Source organism: Sorangium sp. So ce385 (assembly GCF_051474135.1).
Lineage (GTDB): Bacteria > Myxococcota_A > Polyangia > Polyangiales > Polyangiaceae > Sorangium > Sorangium cellulosum_D.
In genome coordinates this window covers 10,623,206-10,639,697 of record NZ_CP150337.1, presented here as the reverse complement: position 1 = coordinate 10,639,697, position 16,492 = coordinate 10,623,206, and the positions used below count along the sequence as shown (strand labels likewise).

The window sequence follows — 16,492 nt, the reverse complement described above, 5'->3', positions numbered from 1 at the left end:
GAGACGGATGAACGCTCGTGAGCCCAAGAAGGAAACCATCGCTGCGCAGGCAGCATCACCGGCCGCGCCGGACGCCGGAGCGCGCGGCAAGAGCCGAGACCCCGCGTCCGCCGTCCGGGCGGGGTCCGGTAAAGACACCGAGGCGCCGAAGGGCCTCCCCGGCGCGCCCAAGGCGCCGGAGCTGCCCGCGCCCGCGCTGCCGAAGGGCGGCGGCGCGATCCGCGGGGTGGATGAGAAATTCTCCGCGAACCCGGTGACGGGCACGGGGTCGTTCTCGATCCCGCTGCCGCTGAGCCCCGGCCGCGCCGGGTTCGGGCCAGCGATGGCGGTGACGTACGACTCGGGGGCTGGCAACGGCCCGTTCGGCGCCGGCTGGCAGCTGTCGATCCCCCGCATCGCGCGGAAGACCGACAAGGGCCTTCCGCGTTACGACGACGCGCACGAGAGTGACGTGTTCGTCCTGTCCGGCGCGGAGGATCTCGTGCCGGCGCGGTCGATCGACGGCGCGGAGCTCGACCGGTACGAGACGGAGAGCGAGGAGGTGATCCGCTACCGTCCCCGTGTGGAGGGCGCATTCGCGCGGATCGAGCGCCGCGAGGTGAAGGCGAGCGGGAACGTGTACTGGACGGCGACGACGCCGGACAACGTCACGAGCGTCTACGGGCGGAGCCCGGAGGCACGGATCGCCGACCCCGCCAGGCCGGAGCGGATCTTCTCGTGGCTGCTGGAGGAGACCCGGGACGACAAGGGCAATGTCGTGGCTTACGCGTACAAGGCGGAGGACCTGACCGGCGTGGCGCGCGATGAGGCGGCGGAGAGCCACCGCCACGCGGGCCGCGCGGCCGTCGCCAACCGCTATCTCAAGCGTGTCCGCTACGGGAACACCGTGCCGGGCGACGCGGAGAGCAGCCTGTTCGAGGTCGTCTTCGATTATGGCGAGCACGACGCCGAGGCGCCCGCGCCCGAGGAGAGCGCCTCGTGGCCGGTCCGCCAGGACCCGTTCTCGGTGTACCGCGCCGGGTTCGAGATCCGCACGTACCGGCTCTGCCGTCGCGTGCTGATGTTTCACAAGATGTCCGAGCTCGGCGAGGCGCCGTGCCTCGTGCGGTCGCTCGACCTCACGTATGCGGAGAACGCTCACCTGACGCGGCTCGCCACCGCGACGCAGGCCGGCTATGTGCGCGATGCGCAAACCCAGGCGTACAGCCGCGAGGCGCTCCCGCCGATCGCGCTGACATACAGCGAGCCGGTGATCCACCGCGAGGTCAAGTCGCTCGACCCCGAGGGTCTGCGCGGCCTGCCCAGCGGCACGATGGGGTCTGGGCGGCGGTGGGTCGATCTCGATGGAGAGGCGCTGCCCGGCGTGCTGATCGAGGCGGGCGAGGCGCTGTATTACAAGCAGAACCTCGGCGGGGGTCTCCTGTCCCCGGCGCGGCCGCTGCCGTCGCGGCCGGCGGCCCTGAACGGCGGGCAGCTGCTCGACGTCGACGGGGACGGGCGCAAGGAGATGGTGGTGCTCGAGCGGCCGGTGGCGGGCTACTTCGACCGCACCGACGCGGGCTGGGCGGCGTTTCGCCCGTTCGCGTCGCAGCCGAACGTCGACTGGAGCGACCCGAACGTCCGCCTCATCGATCTCAACGGCGACGGCCACGAGGACATCCTGATCACGGGACCTGACACGTTCACGTGGTATCCGTCGCTCGCCAAGGGCGGCTTCGACCGGCCGATCACCATCGCGCGGCCGAGCGACGAGGAGCGCGGGCCGTCGCTCGTCTTCGCCGACGCGGCGCAGAGCCTCTTCCTGGCCGACATGAGCGGGGACGGGCTTGTCGACCTCGTGCGCATCCGGAACGGCAACGTGTGTTACTGGCCCAACCTCGGCCATTGCCGCTTCGGCGCCAAGGTGCAGATGGGCGGCAGCATGCGGTTCGACCACGAGGGCCGCTTCGACCCGAAGCGCATCCGCCTCGCGGACGTGGACGGCTCGGGGACGACCGACATCGTTTACCTGCACCCGGACGGCGTGCGCTTCCATGCGAACAACGCCGGCAACACGCTGGCCGCGCCGGTGATCCTGCCGCGGCTGCCGGACGTGAGCGAGCTCGCGGCGGTCGACGTGATCGATCTGCTCGGCTCCGGGACCGGGTGCCTGGTGTGGGCCTCGTCGCTGCCCGGGGCGCGCCCCGCGGTGCGCTACATCGATCTGCTCGGGAGCGAGAAGCCGCATCTGTTGACGTCGGTCGCCAACAACCTCGGCAAGACGACGACGGTGACGTATGCCCCGTCGACGAAGTTCTACCTCGCCGACCGGGCGGCGGGCCGCCCGTGGGTGACGCGGCTGCCGTTCGTGGTGCACGTCATCGAGCGCGTCGAGTTGTTCGACGCGGTCTCGCGGCATCGCTTCGTGACGACGTATGCTTACCACCACGGCGACTACGACGGGGTAGAGCGGGAGATGCGCGGCTTCGGCATGGTCGAGCAGCGGGACACCGAGTCGTTCTCGGCGTTCAGCGGGACGGGTTTCGCGCCGCCCGCGGCGAACGCCGATCCCGAGCTGCACCTGCCGCCGGTGCTGACGAAGACATGGTTCCACACGGGCGCGTGGATCGAGGGGGCGAAGATCTCGGCGCAGTATGAGCGCGAGTATTACGCCGGCGACGCGGGGGCGGTTCGCCTGGAGGATACGGTGCTTGTCGAGGGGCTCAGCGCCGTGGAGATGCGCGAGGCGTGCCGGGCGCTCAAGGGGCGGCCCCTCCGCCAGGAGGTCTATGCGCTCGACGGCTCGGCGGAGGAGCCGCGGCCATACGTCGTGACGGAGAGCAGCTACGAAATTCGGCGGCTTCAGCCTGCGGTGGGCGACGCGCACGCCGTGTTCTTCGCCCATCCGCGCGAGGCGCTGGAGTACCATTACGAGCGCAACGAGAGCGATCCGCGTGTGACGCATGCGCTCACGCTGGAGGTCGACAACCATGGCGCGGTCAAGCGGACGGCGCAGATCGGGTATCGCCGGCGGGCAGCGTGGGCGGCGTTCCCCGAGCAGGAGGAGGGGAAAGCGACGCTGATGGAGAACGACGTGGTGCACCTGGACCCCGATGAGGAGGGTGCTTACCGGATCGGCGTTCCAACCGGGAGCCGGACCTACGAGCTGCACGGCCTGCCGCTCGGCGAGGAGGGAGTGCTGGCGTTCCAGGCGGTCCTCGACGCGGCGGACGAGGCGACGGACCTCGCTTACGACGGGACGCCGAGCGGATCGTCCGAGAAGCGCCTGCTGCAGCACACGCGCACGAGGTACTGGAGCGACGATCTCGCGGGGCCGCTGCCGTTCGGCGAGGTCGGCAGCAGGGCGCTGCCGTATGAGAGCTACGCCAAGATCCTCACCCCCTCGCTGATCACATCGGTGTTCGGAGCCAGCGTCACGAGCGGCGTGCTCGCGGAGGGCGGCTATCTGCAGCTCTCGGGCGATCCGGACTACTGGGTGTCCTCGGGGCGGGCGGTGCCCTCGGCGGCGCACTTCTACCAGCCGACGGCGTTCGTCGATCCGTTCGGCAACACGTCGCAGGTGGTCTATGACGCGTATCGCCTGCTCGTGACCCAGGTGACGGATCCTCTGAGCAACGCCGTGATTGCCGTGCCCGACTACCGCGTCCTCACCCCACGGCAGCTCACCGATGCCAACGGCAACGTGAGCGAGGTGCGCTTCGACGCGCTGGGCAGGGTCACGCTCTTGGCGGTGATGGGCAAGCCGGGGGCCGGCGAGGGCGACACGCCCGAGGACCCGACGGTCACGTTCACCTACGACCTGGACCGGTTCCAGAGCGCCGGCAAGCCGAACGTGGTGCACGCGCGCGCCCGCGAGCAGCACGGCGCTGGCAACACGCGCTGGCTGGACACGTACACCTACTCCGACGGCTCGGGCAACGAGGTGCTGCGCAAGGTGAATGCCGAGCCGGGGCTGGCGCCCGAGCGCGACGGGACCGGCGCGCTGGTGCACGACGTGCAGGGCAACCTGGTCTTCTCGCACGCGACGTCGCGCTGGGTCGGCACCGGGCGCACGGTGCTGGACAACAAGGGCAATCCGGTCAAGCAGTACGAGCCGTTCTTCAGCGCGACGCACGAGTACGAGGACGAGGCGGAGCTCGTGGAGTGGGGGGTCACGCCGATCCTGCGGTACGATCCGCTCGGCCGGCTCATCCGGACCGACCTGCCCAATGGCACGTTCTCGCGGGTGGAGTTCGATGCGTGGAAGCAGACGTCGCACGATCCGAACGACACGGTGCTGGAGAGCACGTGGTACGCGGCGCGGCAGGCGCTGGCTGCAGGCGACCCGGAGCGGCGTGCGGCGGACCTGGCCGCAGCGCACGCGGGCACGCCGGCGGTGAGCCACCTGGACGCGCTGGGGCGGGTGTTCCGCGCGGTGGCGGACAACGGGGCTGAAGGGCAGTACGTCACGCAGAGCACGCTGGACATCGAGGGGCAGCCGCTCGCGATTACGGACGCGCGCGGCAATCTGGCGATGCAGCACCGGTTCGGGCTGGGTGGGCAGCTGCTCTATCAGAGCAGCAACGACGGCGGCGAGCGGCGGACGCTGGCGGGCGCGACCGGACAGCGGCTGCGGGCGTGGAACGGGCGAGGGTACGCCTACCGCTCGTCGTACGATGGCCTGCGCCGTCCGACGCACGAGCACGTGCAGCTGGGCTCTGGCAGCGAGCGGGTGGCGCGCCGGTACGTCTATGGCGAAGCGCATCCGCAGGCGACGTCGCAGAACCTGCGCGGTCGGCCGTACCAGGTGTATGATGGCGCAGGTGTGGTGACTAGCCAGGCGTACGACTTCAAGGGCAACGTGCTGGCGGCGTCGCGGCGGCTGCGCAGCGACGTGCACGCGGAGGTCGACTGGTCGGTGCTGGCGGGGCTGACGGATGTGTCCGCCATCGCGACGGCGGCCGAGCCGCTGCTGGAGACGGAGAGCTTCGGGACGCAGACGGCGTACGACGCGCTGAACCGGCCGACGAGCGTGACGGCGCCGGACGCGAGCGAGGTGAAGCCGACGTACAACGAGGCGGGGCTGCTGGAGCGTGTGGAGGCGCGGATTCGCGGCGCGGTGGCGTGGACGACGTTCGTGGACGACATCGACTACGACGCGAAGGGTCAGCGCGAGCGGATCGAGTACGGCAACGGCACCTTCACGGATTATACCTATGACCCGCTGACGTACCGGCTCACGCGCCTGAAGACGACGCGGAGCTCAGACGACGCGGTGCTGCAGAACCTGAAGTACGTGTACGACCCGGTCGGGAACATCGTGGAGATCGGGGACAGCGCGCAGCAGACGGTGTTCTTCAACAACGACGTGGTGTCGCCGAGCGCGCAGTACGAGTACGACGCGGTCTACCGGCTGATCGAGGCGACGGGGCGGGAGCACGCGGGCGGGCTGTCGGACGCGCCGCGCGACCAGAACGATCTTCCGATCCAGTCGCTGCCGCACCCGAACGACCCGCAGGCGCTGAGGAACTATACGGAGCAGTACGTCTACGACGCGGTGGGCAACCTGCTGAGGATGGTGCACCAGGCGGGGACGGGGAGCTGGACGCGGTGGTATGCGTACGAGGCGACGAACAACCGGCTGACGAGCACGACCGGGGACCCGGAGCACGGGCCGTTCAGCACCTATGCGCATGACGCGCACGGGAACATGACGTCGATGCCGCACATCACGGCGCTGACCTGGGACGAGAACGACCAGGTGCGGAGCGCGGATCTCGGCGGCGGCGGCGATGTATATTACGATTACGATGCTGCGGGGCAGCGGGTGCGCAAGGTGTGGGAGCACAGCGGGCTCGTGGACGAGCGCATCTACCTCGGCGGCTACGAGGTGTACCGGAGGCGCAGCAGCTCGGGGCTCTCGCTGGAGCGGCAGACGCTGCACGTGATGGATGGCGCGCGGCGGGTGGCGATGGTGGAGACGAAGACGGTGGACACGTCGGGGTCGTTCACGGTGACGCCGCGGGTGCGCTACCAGCTGGGCAACCACCTCGGGTCGGTGTCGCTGGAGGTCGACGGTGCGGGGCTGGTGATCGGGTATGAGGAGTATCACCCCTTCGGGACGACGGCGTACTGGTCGACGAGCAGCGCGGCGGAGGTGAGCCAGCGGCGGTATCGCTATACGGGAAAGGAGAAGGACGAGGAGACGGGGCTCTACTACTACGGGGCAAGGTACTATGCGTCGTGGCTGGGACGGTGGACGAGTGCTGATCCAGCAGGAATGGTGGACGGGCCGAGCCTGTACGCGTACGCGAGGAACAATCCCACGACGTTGTTCGACCCCGATGGGCGTGCAGTCCCGCAGCAGCAGCCGATTCAATGGCGATGGCCTTGGGAGCCGATCGAGCTGAAAAAAGGCGTTGCCGCGGCGGTGAGCAAGAGCACTGGCGGGTCAGCTCCAGAGCGTTCAGAGGAGGCGCCTTCAGAAGGCGGAACTCCGGCGGCGTTGGGCGCGGCCGCTGCCAAGCCAGTTTCGGCGCCGCCTAGTGTGCCGGTTAGAGGTGAGTCCTCCGGGGTTTTTCGGATCGCTCCTGTCACGCGGGGCGCGGCGCCCACCCGACCGTCGCCTGGCGGCGGGAACTTCGGTGGGGTTGCGATCGGCGTCGGCGTAGTTGTTGTTGTTATGGGGGCTGCCTATCTCGTCGAGAAGCTCTCGGCCAAGGGGGATGGCGGCGTCTCAGCCCCTCCGCCCGGCCCTCCTCAGCCACCGCCAGCGCCCGGGATGACGCCTGTTGTACCGCCGCCGCCCGAAACTGCAAAAGAGCAAGAGGCAGGCCAGGTAGCGGTTGCTCCAGATGCCAGTACTAAGCCCGAAGGACCGTCTGCTGCGGCACGTACGGAGCAGAAGGCCGCCGCTGACATCGCAAGAGGTCATGCGAGGGGCAGTGGCCCAGCGAGGGGCGTCTTCGAGGTAAGCGATGCGTATCGGTCATCGAAGGCTGTGCAAAACTTCGGTTCGGCTAAACCCACGGACTTCATCTTCGACACAAAGAGCGGGAGGTTCGTCATGAGCACCGACAGGCTTCCCCACGGGCACGACAGCATCTTGCAGGCGGCTGGGATTTCGCCGCACTCAGGCGTCGTCGGAGGCCGCATCTCGCGGCAGGCTGGAGGACTGGTTACAGATGAGTGGAGCGGTCACTACGGGGTGAATTGGACCCCCGAGATTAGGCAACAGTTCGTCGACTTCATGAGCAAGCATGGAATCCAAATCACACACAAACCGTGGGAGAATTGATGGATACGGAACGGCGCCGCAAGCTCGCAGCAAGTCTGGCCGGGTCGTCGATCCCTTGGAAAACTCTGCATGGACCCACCGATGGATCCGTGATCCGGTTGACTCCCGTTGCGTTGCTCGAGACCGCACGACTGGATTTGGGCGTCTCCTCGGATGGCTGGTGGGTCAGAATAGGAGATGAGTCCGCGAGAGAGTTTTCGCTGGGGAAGGACTGCGTATACCTCTTACCGATTCTGGAGGTTACTCCGGTCGAGGCGCGGCAGCGTCTCCTGGAGGGGCTGCGAGCGAAAGGGATATCGGAGGAGTTTATCGAACTCTTTCCATTCGAAGACGTGGTGGCTACGGGTCTCGCGAGCCAGTCCCAGCATTGGGCCGCTCTTGCACTTGGGTGGGTTAGAATCATTGGGCGTTCGCCGAAGGTAGAGCGAGCGCTTGCAGCGCTCGCTGATTCTGGTCCGACGCAGAAGCTCCGCCATGAGGCGCGACGCCTGCTGAAGAGCGGGTGAATTCGTTGCAGCCACGATCTTGTGGCTGTGGGACGCGCGTACGTGGCGAGAGAAAGCTAATCGAACCCCGCTCACTGCCGTTCCCTTGCACTGCCAGAAAATAGGGAAGCCCGTACAGGGGTTCGCGCCAGCGGTCCTCGCGTAGTAAAGAATTTTCGCCCATGTTCAAGCGCTACTTGAAGGCGCGGGTACCGATGGGGTTGGGGAACTGATAGATTCCTCATCTCTCACAGCATTTGTCGAGCTGCGTGTCGCACGCTCTCCGCTTTCACTGACAACAACGTGGGACAGCACGCTGAATATCGAGAGGCAGCCGCTCGCGGTCACCGACGCGCGCGGCAACCTGGTGATGCAGCACTTCTTCGGGCTGGGCGGGCAGCTGCTCTATCAGAGCAGCAACGACGGCGGCGAGCGGCGGATGCTGGCGGGCGCGACCGGACAGCGGCTGCGGGCGTGGAACGGGCGAGGGTTCGTCTATCGCTCGTCGTACGATGTCCTGCGCCGGCCGACGCACGAGCACGTGCAGCTGGGCTCGGGGAGCGAGCGGGTGGCGCGCCGTTACGTCTATGGCGAAGCGCATCCGCGGGCGACGTCGCAGAACCTGCGCGGTCGGCCGTACCAGGTGTATGATGGCGCGGGTGTGGTGACGAGCCAGGCGTACGACTTCAAGGGCAACGTGCTGCAGGCCTCGCGGCGGCTGCGGAGCGACGTGCACGCGGACGCCGACTGGTCGGTGCTGGCGAGGCTGACGGATGTGTCCGCCATCGCGACGGCGGCCGCGCCGCTGCTGGAGACGGAGAGCTTCGGGACGCAGACGGCGTACGACGCGCTGAACCGACCGACGAGCGTGACGGCGCCGGACGCGAGCGAGGTGAAGCCGACGTACAACGAGGCGGGGCTGCTGGAGCGGGTCGATTTGGCGAGCGTGTCGCCCTCGGACCGGGCGGAACGGTTATTTCGACCTTCGATAAGCTTAGGATGACGAAATGAGTGAAATCGGAAATGTGATAGGTTGGGATGAAGGGATGCGGGTCATAGACAACGAGTCGGACCCGGCCGTTAAGCAGCTCATGCTGATCGTGATCGGTTCGATTGCTAGGCTGCATACTACCGGAGTGGCGCCGGTTCAACCCCTCGACCTTCCCTACGTGCTCAAGGTATTGAGGTTGAGCTTCGAGCAAAAGGGTACGATTCGAGCAATATTGGACGGTCGCGATACAGGACCACTCTGGGACGACCGGGATTGGAAGACCAAATGAAGACGGCGATCTGCACGCGGGCCTCGACGATCGAGGCTCGCGGCGGTGGGCGAGAGAAAGGCGCAGCAGGTCAAGGAGACGCAGGCGACCGTCGCCTCGCTGGAGCGGTCGCACGAGACGACGCGGCTCCGACAGAATGGACGAAACGCTGACTACGGTGGATCATGGCTCAATTCAGGCCCGGAATTTCATGTCAATCTTGCAACCGGCCGATCGCCGCCGATGACCGGAAGGTCGCGTTTCCACCATTCGAGATGAACCGGAAGAGTCCGTTGTTCGCGTTTAGCGACGCGACGGTACACGAGTCCTGTTTTCAGGCCTCCCCGCTCCGCGATACGGTGGAGGCGAGGGTGATTTCTTTGCGGTCATACCTTCGGAGCGAACGACGTTGCGCATTCTGCGGGGAGGTCGTCTCCAACGCCGAGGACGCATTTGCTCCGGCTCACTTGACGGATAATCCGGAGGATCCATTGTTCAAATACAATTACGTTACGCTCCACCGTGAGCATCTGGTGGCATGGCCAAGCTATCCAGAATTTCTGTCTTTGGTGGAGAAATTGCAGGCCTCCGAATCATGGGAGAGCTGGCGCCCGATTATCCCTGATACTCGACACGATGCCCCGCATGCTAGGCATGGACGAACGTATCGCGTTCGCTAGGCAGATGGTGTTGAGCGTCGCCATCGATCGCCGTCCATGCGTCAGGTGAGCAGGTCGGAGATGGGGATGGCGAACGCCCGCAGCGACGTGCACGCGGAGGCCGACGGGTCGGTGCTGGCGGGGCTGACGGATGTGTCCGCCATCGCAGCCGCGGCCGAGCCGCTGGGGGAGGCGGAGAGCTTCGGGACGCAGACGGCATACCACGCGCTGAACCGGCCGACGAGCGTGACGGCGCCGGACGCGAGCGAGGTGAAGCCGACGTGCGACGAGGCGGGGCTGCCGGAACGGGTGGAGGCGCGGGTTCGCGGCGCGGTGGCGTGGACGACGTTCGTGGACGACACCGACGACGACGCGAAGGGGCAGCGCCATGTCATGAATGCAAGCGAGCGTCGTGAAAGAGAACGCAATGAACATAGTAAATTTAGATGTGGCCGTGCGACAGATCGAATCGCTGATCGGCTCGAGGCTTCCATCGATCGTTCCAGATGCGATTGATGCTGCGCTCGGCGCTCTTCAGTGGGCAAGAGTCCCGCCAGGCATCGAAGATGATGACGCCATGGCGAAGCTGCTCGGGCTCTGTTCGCTGCCGCCGGACACCGAGCTGGTCGTGGTCACCGATGCGTCATTCAAAGCGGGTAGTGGTGCATTCGCGATGTCTGCGTCTCGATTCGAAGAGTTTCAGGCGTGGTACTCCGACAGATTCTTGGAGCGGGTGTTTTCCGGCGGCGATGTCATCATTGGGGCTCCGGTGGACAGGCGATTGTGGGTGGTGCACCATGAGGGGGTATACGCTACGGCGCAACTCAGTGCTCCATGACCTGTCGTGATCCGTGGCGCCGCGGCGTCCTGACTCTGGTAGCGTCGTCCCTGGACGTCTGACAGCTCGGCGACGAATTTTGCGTGAGTACACCGGCGACCCGCCAGGGCGTCCTGGAGGATCTCAGGAGATTCGAATGACGCATGAGGAATGGGTGCGCAAGGAAATCAGGCGAGAGCTCGCGGCTAGCGTCGATTTCGGGATCGGATGCTGGCCGAAGGATCTCATCGCAACCCACCCTGATTTGGGCGCCGCCCTCTATCACTACGATGATGCCGACGTTTCGGTCACGCTCTACGAAGGAGGTGTTGTAAGCAGAGGTGCGTCGGGTGCCCTCCGGCTCCGCTACACGGAGTTGGATGCCGTTACTCCTGTTCTGCTTACAGAGTTGGTCCGCGTGCGAGACCTAAATGCCCCTGTTTCCATCCAGATCGAAGCTCAAGGTGTGGTGTCTGAGATCCGTGTTCCATTGAAGGTATACTCGTCGCTGTGTCCGGTGCTGGCGCACATTGCGGAGCACTTTCGCTGGGCGCGCACGGGCGGCGCGTCTCGATAGATGTTGCGGGTGATGGGAAAATCAGTATGGTCGGGAGCTGGCGGGAATCGCCGGTGCGTGAGACCAGCGAGGTGCGGCGCTGGCGATCGCTCGTCGCCAGTCCTTCGCTCGTGTTGGGCGTCGACGATCAGGGCAGCTGGCTGCGGTTCGTCACTCAAACAGGGAGCCTCATCCCTCCGAATTCTGGGAACATGCTGTTTCTTTTGCCTCTCCTCGATATGGAATATGCGGATTTTGATTCGCAGATGAGGCGTGCTGCGGAGGATGATGAAGGGCTGCGCGCAAGCGCGAGCGGTCTGGTGCAGAAGGTTCTTGCTCTCGCATTGCAGGAGCGGGCTCCGTCGTATGCCGAGCGTGCGTTGTCATGGCTCGAGCATGTCTTGCCCAATGATGATGCGCGCAGGGCCTTGGATGAGTTTGCGCGCAGCGGTCGCGGCGCTCAAAGGCTGCGCCAAGCCGCCTTCTCGATGCTGAGGCCGCGCAGAGGTTGACATGAGTGAGCCTGCGCCAAGGCGGACTCGCGCGACAGTCCTATCGTCCATTTGTATGGCAAACGAGGCCGATCGACGTTCTGTTCGTGATCGAGCGTCAAGGCTGCTCGATTCGGCCCTCGGAGAGTTTTTGCGCGACGGACGGGTCGGCTCGGTCCGGTGTGACGCTTGCGCCGGCCTCATCGAGATCAAGGCAGTTGGAGATACTGCCTATTCTGTCAGCTGTGCCTGTGGTAAATTTCGAGACACGCTGCGAGGGCTCTGACGATACGCCGGCGCTTGGTCGACGCGAGCCGATCGCGAGCTTGCCGACGACCAGCGGTCGTGGAAACGAGCAGGGGCGGACGAGCTCGCGATCGATTTTGAAGAAGCGCTGAGAGCCTCGCTGCCGCCGCCTCAGAGCGTCGTCCCGCGCGCCGCCCGCGCGAGCGCCTGGTCGAGCGCGTGCGGGCTGTACCCCACGAGGATCTGCCCCCGCACGTCGATGATCGGGATGCTGCCCCCGCGCTGGTGGCTCTTCGCGAGCTTGTCCTGCATCTCGGCGGCCGCCGCCGGGTCTTCCTCGATGTCCTTCACGATGGCAGCGACGCCCTTCGCGCGCAGGTAGTCCGCGGCCTGGTGGCACGGCTTGCACCACGAGGCCCCGTAGATGATCACCGTCACGCCGGCGAGCTGGCCCGGCGCCGCCGGCGCCCCCGCGCCCGCGGAGCCGCCGGGTCCAGGCGCCGCCGCGGGCGGGGGCGCCGTCTTCGCGACGTGCTCGGCGCGCCGCTTCTCCAGCAGCGACTCCCACTCCCGCCGCGGCATCGTCCGGACCGCGTACGTGCCGTCCGGGCGCTTCTGCGTCAGATCCGCGACGTAGAACACGTCGCGCGTGCCCTCGGTCCGATCCGAGAGCATGGCGCGCACCATCGCGCGGCCCTCGGCCGGCACGTCGGCCGGGCGGAGCTCGACGTGCGTGTCGCCCTTCTCGTCGATCCACGTGAGCATCAGGTTCGCCGTGTCGTCGCGCAGCTCGAGCGGCGGCAGCTCGGCGGGGGCCTGCGCCGGGGCGGTGCCGTCGTCGCGCGGCTCCTTGCACGCCGGCGCCAGCGCCGCCGCGGCGAGCGCGACCAGGAGCGCTGCGCGCCCGACGCCCGCCGCCGACGCTCCGCCGACGCCGCGCGCGCGGCCGACGCCGCCCACACCGCGCGCGCGGCCCGCGCCCCGTGCGCCGCCGACGCCCCGCCCCCAGCCCGTCACGCCCCGCCCCGCGCCCGTCACGCCCCGCCCCCCGCGGTCGCCGACGCCCCGAGCTCCTCGCTGAGCGCCATCCACTCCGTCATCGCCGCGTCGACGCGCTTCGCGAGCGCCTGCTCCTCGCGCGCCTTCTCGGCCAGCTTCGCCCAGTCGCCGCCGGGGTCCTTCTTCAGCTCCTCGCGCATCGCGGCGAGCTTCGCCTCGCCCGCCGCGATCTCCGCCTCGAGCTCCTTCACCCGCTTGCGCTTGCGCTCCGTGGCCCGCGCCGCCGCCTTGTCGGTCTCGAACGCCCGCCGGCGCGCCGCCGCGTCCCCCGCGCCCGCCTCGTCCGGAGGCGGCATCGTCGCGCCGCTCCGCCGCACCGCGCGGCCAGGCTTCGCGCCCTTGTCGGCCCCGGCGCCCCGCGCCGCCTCGTCGCGCGGCGCCGGCGCTGCCGCGGCCTTCTGCGCCGCGGGCGCCCCCGCGGCCTTCTGCGCCCCCCGGCCGCCGCCGGCGGCCCCGCGCCCGGCGTCGCGCTCGTCCGCTTCGCGCGCCGCCGCCTCGGCCGCGAGCTTCTCGAGGTTGTCGCGGTAGTCGCGGAAGCCGCCGGGGTAGATGTCCACGCTCCCCTCGCGCACCGCGACGATGCGCGTCGTCACCTGCTCCAGGAACCGCCGGTCGTGCGAGACGAGCACCACCGTGCCCTCGAAGCCGGTGAGCGCCTCCTCGAGGATCTCGGCGGCGGGGATGTCGAGGTGGTTCGTCGGCTCGTCGAGGAAGAGCAGGTTGCGCGGCTCGAGCAAGAGCTTCGCGAGCGCGAGCCGGCTCCGCTCGCCGCCCGAGAAGCCCTGGACCTTCCGGAGCGCGTCGTCGCCGTAGAAGCGGAAGCGCGAGAGGTACTGGCGGGTCGCGTCGACGTTCATGTCGGCGCGGACGCTGCGGATCTCCTCCACCGCGGTCTTCGACGGGTCGAGCGAGCCGAGGTGCTGGTCGAAGTAGCCCTGGCAGAGGTTCGTCCCGCGCCGCACCTCGCCCGCGTCGTCGGGCGCGCCCGCGCCCGCGAGCAGCTTGAGCAGCGTCGACTTGCCGGTCCCGTTCGGGCCGACGACGCCGACGCGATCGCCGCGCCGGAGGAGGAGGTCCACGCCCGAGAAGAGCGTGCGCCCGCCGCGGCTCGCGCCGAGCCCGCGCGCGTCGAGCACGATGTCCCCGCTGCGCGGCGCGGGCGCGAACCGGAAGCGGACCTTCTCGGCGACCGCCCAGACGTCCTCCGGCCGATCGAGGGTCTCGAGCTTCTCCAGCATCTTGCGCCGGCTCTGCGCCTGCTTCGTCTTCTGGCCGGCGATGTTGCGCCGGATGAAGTCCTCGGTCTTGGCGACGAACGCCTCCTGCCGCTCGGCGAGCTCGCGCTCCCGGGCGAGGTCCTCCTCGCGCGCGACCGCGTAGTCGCTGTACTTGAGCGGGTAGGCCCGGAAGCTGCGGTGGCCGAGCTCCATGGTGTTCGGGCAGACGGCGTCGAGGAAGGCGCGGTCGTGCGAGACGCAGAGCAGCGCGCCGGCGAGGCCCGCGAGGTGCTTCTCGAGCCAGGTGATGGTCTCGATGTCGAGGTGGTTCGTGGGCTCGTCGAGCAGGAGCAGGTCGGGCTCGATGGCGAGCACGACGCCGAGCTGCAGGCGCCCGCGCTCGCCGCCGGACAGGCTCGCGACGGGGCGATCCATGTCGGCCGGCGTGAACCCGAGGTGGGCCGCGATGATCTCGACGCGGCGCTCGAGGTCGTCGCCGCCGGCGATGTGGTAGCGGTCGGTGAGGTCGCTGAGCCGGGCGAGGTCGGCCTCGCTGCCGCTGGCCGCGGCGTGCTGCGCCGCGGTGAGGGCGTGGCGCAGCTCGAGGACCTCGGAGAACCCGGAGAGGAAGGCGTCGAGCACCGTGCCCTCGGCGTGGAGCTCGTGCGACTGCCGGAAGTAAGCGACCCGGATCCCCTTGCGGACCACGACCGATCCCGTGTCGGGGGTGAGCTCGCGCGCGACGAGGCGGAGCAGCGTCGATTTGCCGGCGCCGTTCGGGGCGACGAGCGCGGCGCGCTGGCCTTGCTCGAGGGAGAAGGTGATGCCCTGGAAGAGCTTGTCGGCGCCGTAACCGAAGCTGAGGTCGGCGACCTGGAGGACCGTCATTGCGGCCGAGTTCTAGCATGCGTCGGGCGCGCGCAAGGCGCGCGGGGCGCCTGGCCCGACGCCGCGTCGACCGCGCGCCGGACGACGTAGAAGACCGCCGGCCCCGGCCGCGCGCAGGCCTCGAAGCCGCGCAGGCCTCGAAGCCGCGCAGGCGGTCGGGGAGGGGGCGCCTCGCCCGCCCGGCGAGCGAGGCGCCCTCGGGCTCAGGTCTGGGCCATCGCCGCCTTGATGGCCGGGCGCTCCATGATGCGGCCGAGCCAGCCCTGCAGGTTCTTCTGCTCGGCGTAGTCGATCTTGGCCGCCATCAGGCCCCAGCCGAGCATGGCCGCGAGGTCGATGTCCACCAGGGTACAGCGCTCGCCGAGGAGGTAGGGGCGGCCGGCGAGGCGATCGTCGAGGATGCGGAGCAGGCCGCGCAGCTCGGTCAAGGCGTGCTCGGCTTGCTTCTCGTGGTGCATCTCCTTCGGGAAGTAGTCGCTCGTGTTCGCCATGTAGCGGAACAGGGCGCCGGTGAGGCTGACCTGGCCCCACACGAGCCAGCTCAGGGCCGTGAGCTGCTCGGGCGAGCCGGGCGCCGGCCACAGGCCCTTCTGCACGCCGTAGCGCTCGCCGAGGGCGATCTGGATCGCCACCGACTCGAACACCGGGGTGCCGTCGATGACGATGGTCGGCACCTTGCCATTCGGGTTGATGGCGAGAAACTCCGGCTTCCTCTGGTCGCCGGCGCGCAGGTCGAGCCGGACGCCCTCGTAGGGGACGCCGAGCTCGGCGAGCGATACGAGGATGCGACCAGCGCTGGACTGCGGGGAGTAGTAGAACGTGATGGACATGGTGTTGGCCTCCGGCGCCCCTTGTAGTGGATCCGAGTCGCCAGAGTCACGCGCGGCGAACGGCGGAACGCCAGGCCGGCTCCGATCCCGCGGCTGAGGCAGATGCGCGACATTTGCCGTGCGGAGCAAGAATTCGACGGCGGTTTGGGGCTACCGAGGTGGGCGATCCTCCGCGGGTCCTGGCCTCCGGCGGGGAGACCCGCTGAGCCCGGCGACAGCGGCCGCGCGCCCGTGGGGGCGCCGCTCCGGCGGCCCGGGCGTCGAAGGGGCCGCACTCGAACCCTCCCATTCCGCATCTGGCTCCCGCGCAGCGAGCCTCGGTGAGGGGATGGCGCGCACATCGGCCGCGCTTGTCGGAGTCGCGCGCCATTCGCTGCAAGGTGCGGAGATGATTGACAATGGCGCGCTTGTGCTGCTCCAGTAGCTTGTAATCTGTACGTCACTGTTCGGCGGTAATTCGCGCTAAGAGCCAGGGCGCCCGGAGCGCCCCGAAGCGCACGACTGCCTCGCCTCCCGCCGGGAGCGCGGCGCGGCGCGCCCTCTCCGGCAAGCCCGTGAGCACCTCCGACGTCGTCAGCGACGCGGAGCGACAGCCAGAGAGATGGACTCGAGTCGATCCACCGAACCTGCACCGATCGTCGCTGATTTCTGCCCGTGTATTCGCGGACGTTCGTTTGATTACTGCCGGGCAACACATTTTACTAACCTT

General features: G+C 68.2%; 11 protein-coding genes. 8 read left to right on the top strand and 3 right to left on the bottom strand.

The annotated features are described in order from the left end of the window. Window positions 1-7: 7 nt before the first annotated feature. The 8 genes from WME83_RS38865 to WME83_RS38830 all read left to right on the top strand — a co-directional run bounded on the left by WME83_RS38865 (window position 8) and on the right by WME83_RS38830 (window position 11,564). Window positions 8-7,276, top strand: a complete 7,269-nt coding sequence (locus WME83_RS38865) for a SpvB/TcaC N-terminal domain-containing protein (RefSeq protein ID WP_437314750.1) — start codon at window positions 8-10, stop codon at window positions 7,274-7,276. Window positions 7,277-7,365: 89 nt separating this feature from the next. Continuing rightward, entirely contained in the window at window positions 7,366-7,782 is a 417-nt protein-coding gene (locus tag WME83_RS38860; protein WP_437314749.1) for a hypothetical protein, read from the top strand. Window positions 7,783-8,128: 346 nt separating this feature from the next. Then, window positions 8,129-8,764, top strand: a complete 636-nt coding sequence (locus WME83_RS38855; protein WP_437314748.1) for a hypothetical protein — start codon at window positions 8,129-8,131, stop codon at window positions 8,762-8,764. A gap of 4 nt (window positions 8,765-8,768) precedes the next feature. After that, complete coding sequence (locus tag WME83_RS38850) at window positions 8,769-9,041, top strand: hypothetical protein (RefSeq protein WP_437314747.1); 273 nt, start codon at window positions 8,769-8,771, stop codon at window positions 9,039-9,041. Window positions 9,042-9,766: 725 nt separating this feature from the next. Beyond that, on the top strand, window positions 9,767-10,195 hold the full coding sequence (locus tag WME83_RS38845) for a hypothetical protein (RefSeq protein WP_437314746.1): 429 nt from the start codon (window positions 9,767-9,769) through the stop codon (window positions 10,193-10,195). Further along, window positions 10,134-10,517, top strand: a complete 384-nt coding sequence (locus WME83_RS38840) for a hypothetical protein (protein ID WP_437314745.1) — start codon at window positions 10,134-10,136, stop codon at window positions 10,515-10,517. Before WME83_RS38845 ends, WME83_RS38840 begins: the two co-directional genes overlap by 62 nt. Before the next feature lie 136 nt (window positions 10,518-10,653). After that, window positions 10,654-11,073, top strand: coding sequence for a hypothetical protein (locus WME83_RS38835; protein ID WP_437314744.1), 420 nt, complete (start codon window positions 10,654-10,656; stop codon window positions 11,071-11,073). Window positions 11,074-11,126: 53 nt separating this feature from the next. Then, window positions 11,127-11,564: a hypothetical protein gene (locus WME83_RS38830; RefSeq protein WP_437314743.1), complete on the top strand. Its 438-nt coding sequence runs from the start codon at window positions 11,127-11,129 to the stop codon at window positions 11,562-11,564. Between the two features lie 396 nt (window positions 11,565-11,960). Here the strand turns inward: WME83_RS38830 and WME83_RS38825 are convergent, their stop codons facing one another. From WME83_RS38825 to WME83_RS38815, 3 genes are all read right to left on the bottom strand, one after another. Beyond that, window positions 11,961-12,827, bottom strand: a complete 867-nt coding sequence (locus WME83_RS38825; RefSeq protein WP_437314742.1) for a glutaredoxin domain-containing protein — start codon at window positions 12,825-12,827, stop codon at window positions 11,961-11,963. Next, window positions 12,824-14,953 (bottom strand): ABC-F family ATP-binding cassette domain-containing protein, encoded by a 2,130-nt coding sequence (locus WME83_RS38820; RefSeq protein WP_437314741.1) that lies wholly within the window; start codon window positions 14,951-14,953, stop codon window positions 12,824-12,826. Before WME83_RS38820 ends, WME83_RS38825 begins: the two co-directional genes overlap by 4 nt. A gap of 203 nt (window positions 14,954-15,156) precedes the next feature. Then, on the bottom strand, window positions 15,157-15,783 hold the full coding sequence (locus WME83_RS38815; protein ID WP_437314740.1) for a glutathione S-transferase family protein: 627 nt from the start codon (window positions 15,781-15,783) through the stop codon (window positions 15,157-15,159). Window positions 15,784-16,492: the final 709 nt, after the last annotated feature.

Coding starts and splice junctions, on each gene's coding strand:
- WME83_RS38865 (WP_437314750.1), top strand. CDS start 8: ATGAACGCTCGTGAGCCCAAGAAGGAAACCATCGCTGCGCAGGCAGCA.
- WME83_RS38850 (WP_437314747.1), top strand. CDS start 8,769: ATGAGTGAAATCGGAAATGTGATAGGTTGGGATGAAGGGATGCGGGTC.
- WME83_RS38845 (WP_437314746.1), top strand. CDS start 9,767: ATGGCGAACGCCCGCAGCGACGTGCACGCGGAGGCCGACGGGTCGGTG.
- WME83_RS38835 (WP_437314744.1), top strand. CDS start 10,654: ATGACGCATGAGGAATGGGTGCGCAAGGAAATCAGGCGAGAGCTCGCG.
- WME83_RS38820 (WP_437314741.1), bottom strand. CDS start 14,953: ATGACGGTCCTCCAGGTCGCCGACCTCAGCTTCGGTTACGGCGCCGAC.
- WME83_RS38815 (WP_437314740.1), bottom strand. CDS start 15,783: ATGTCCATCACGTTCTACTACTCCCCGCAGTCCAGCGCTGGTCGCATC.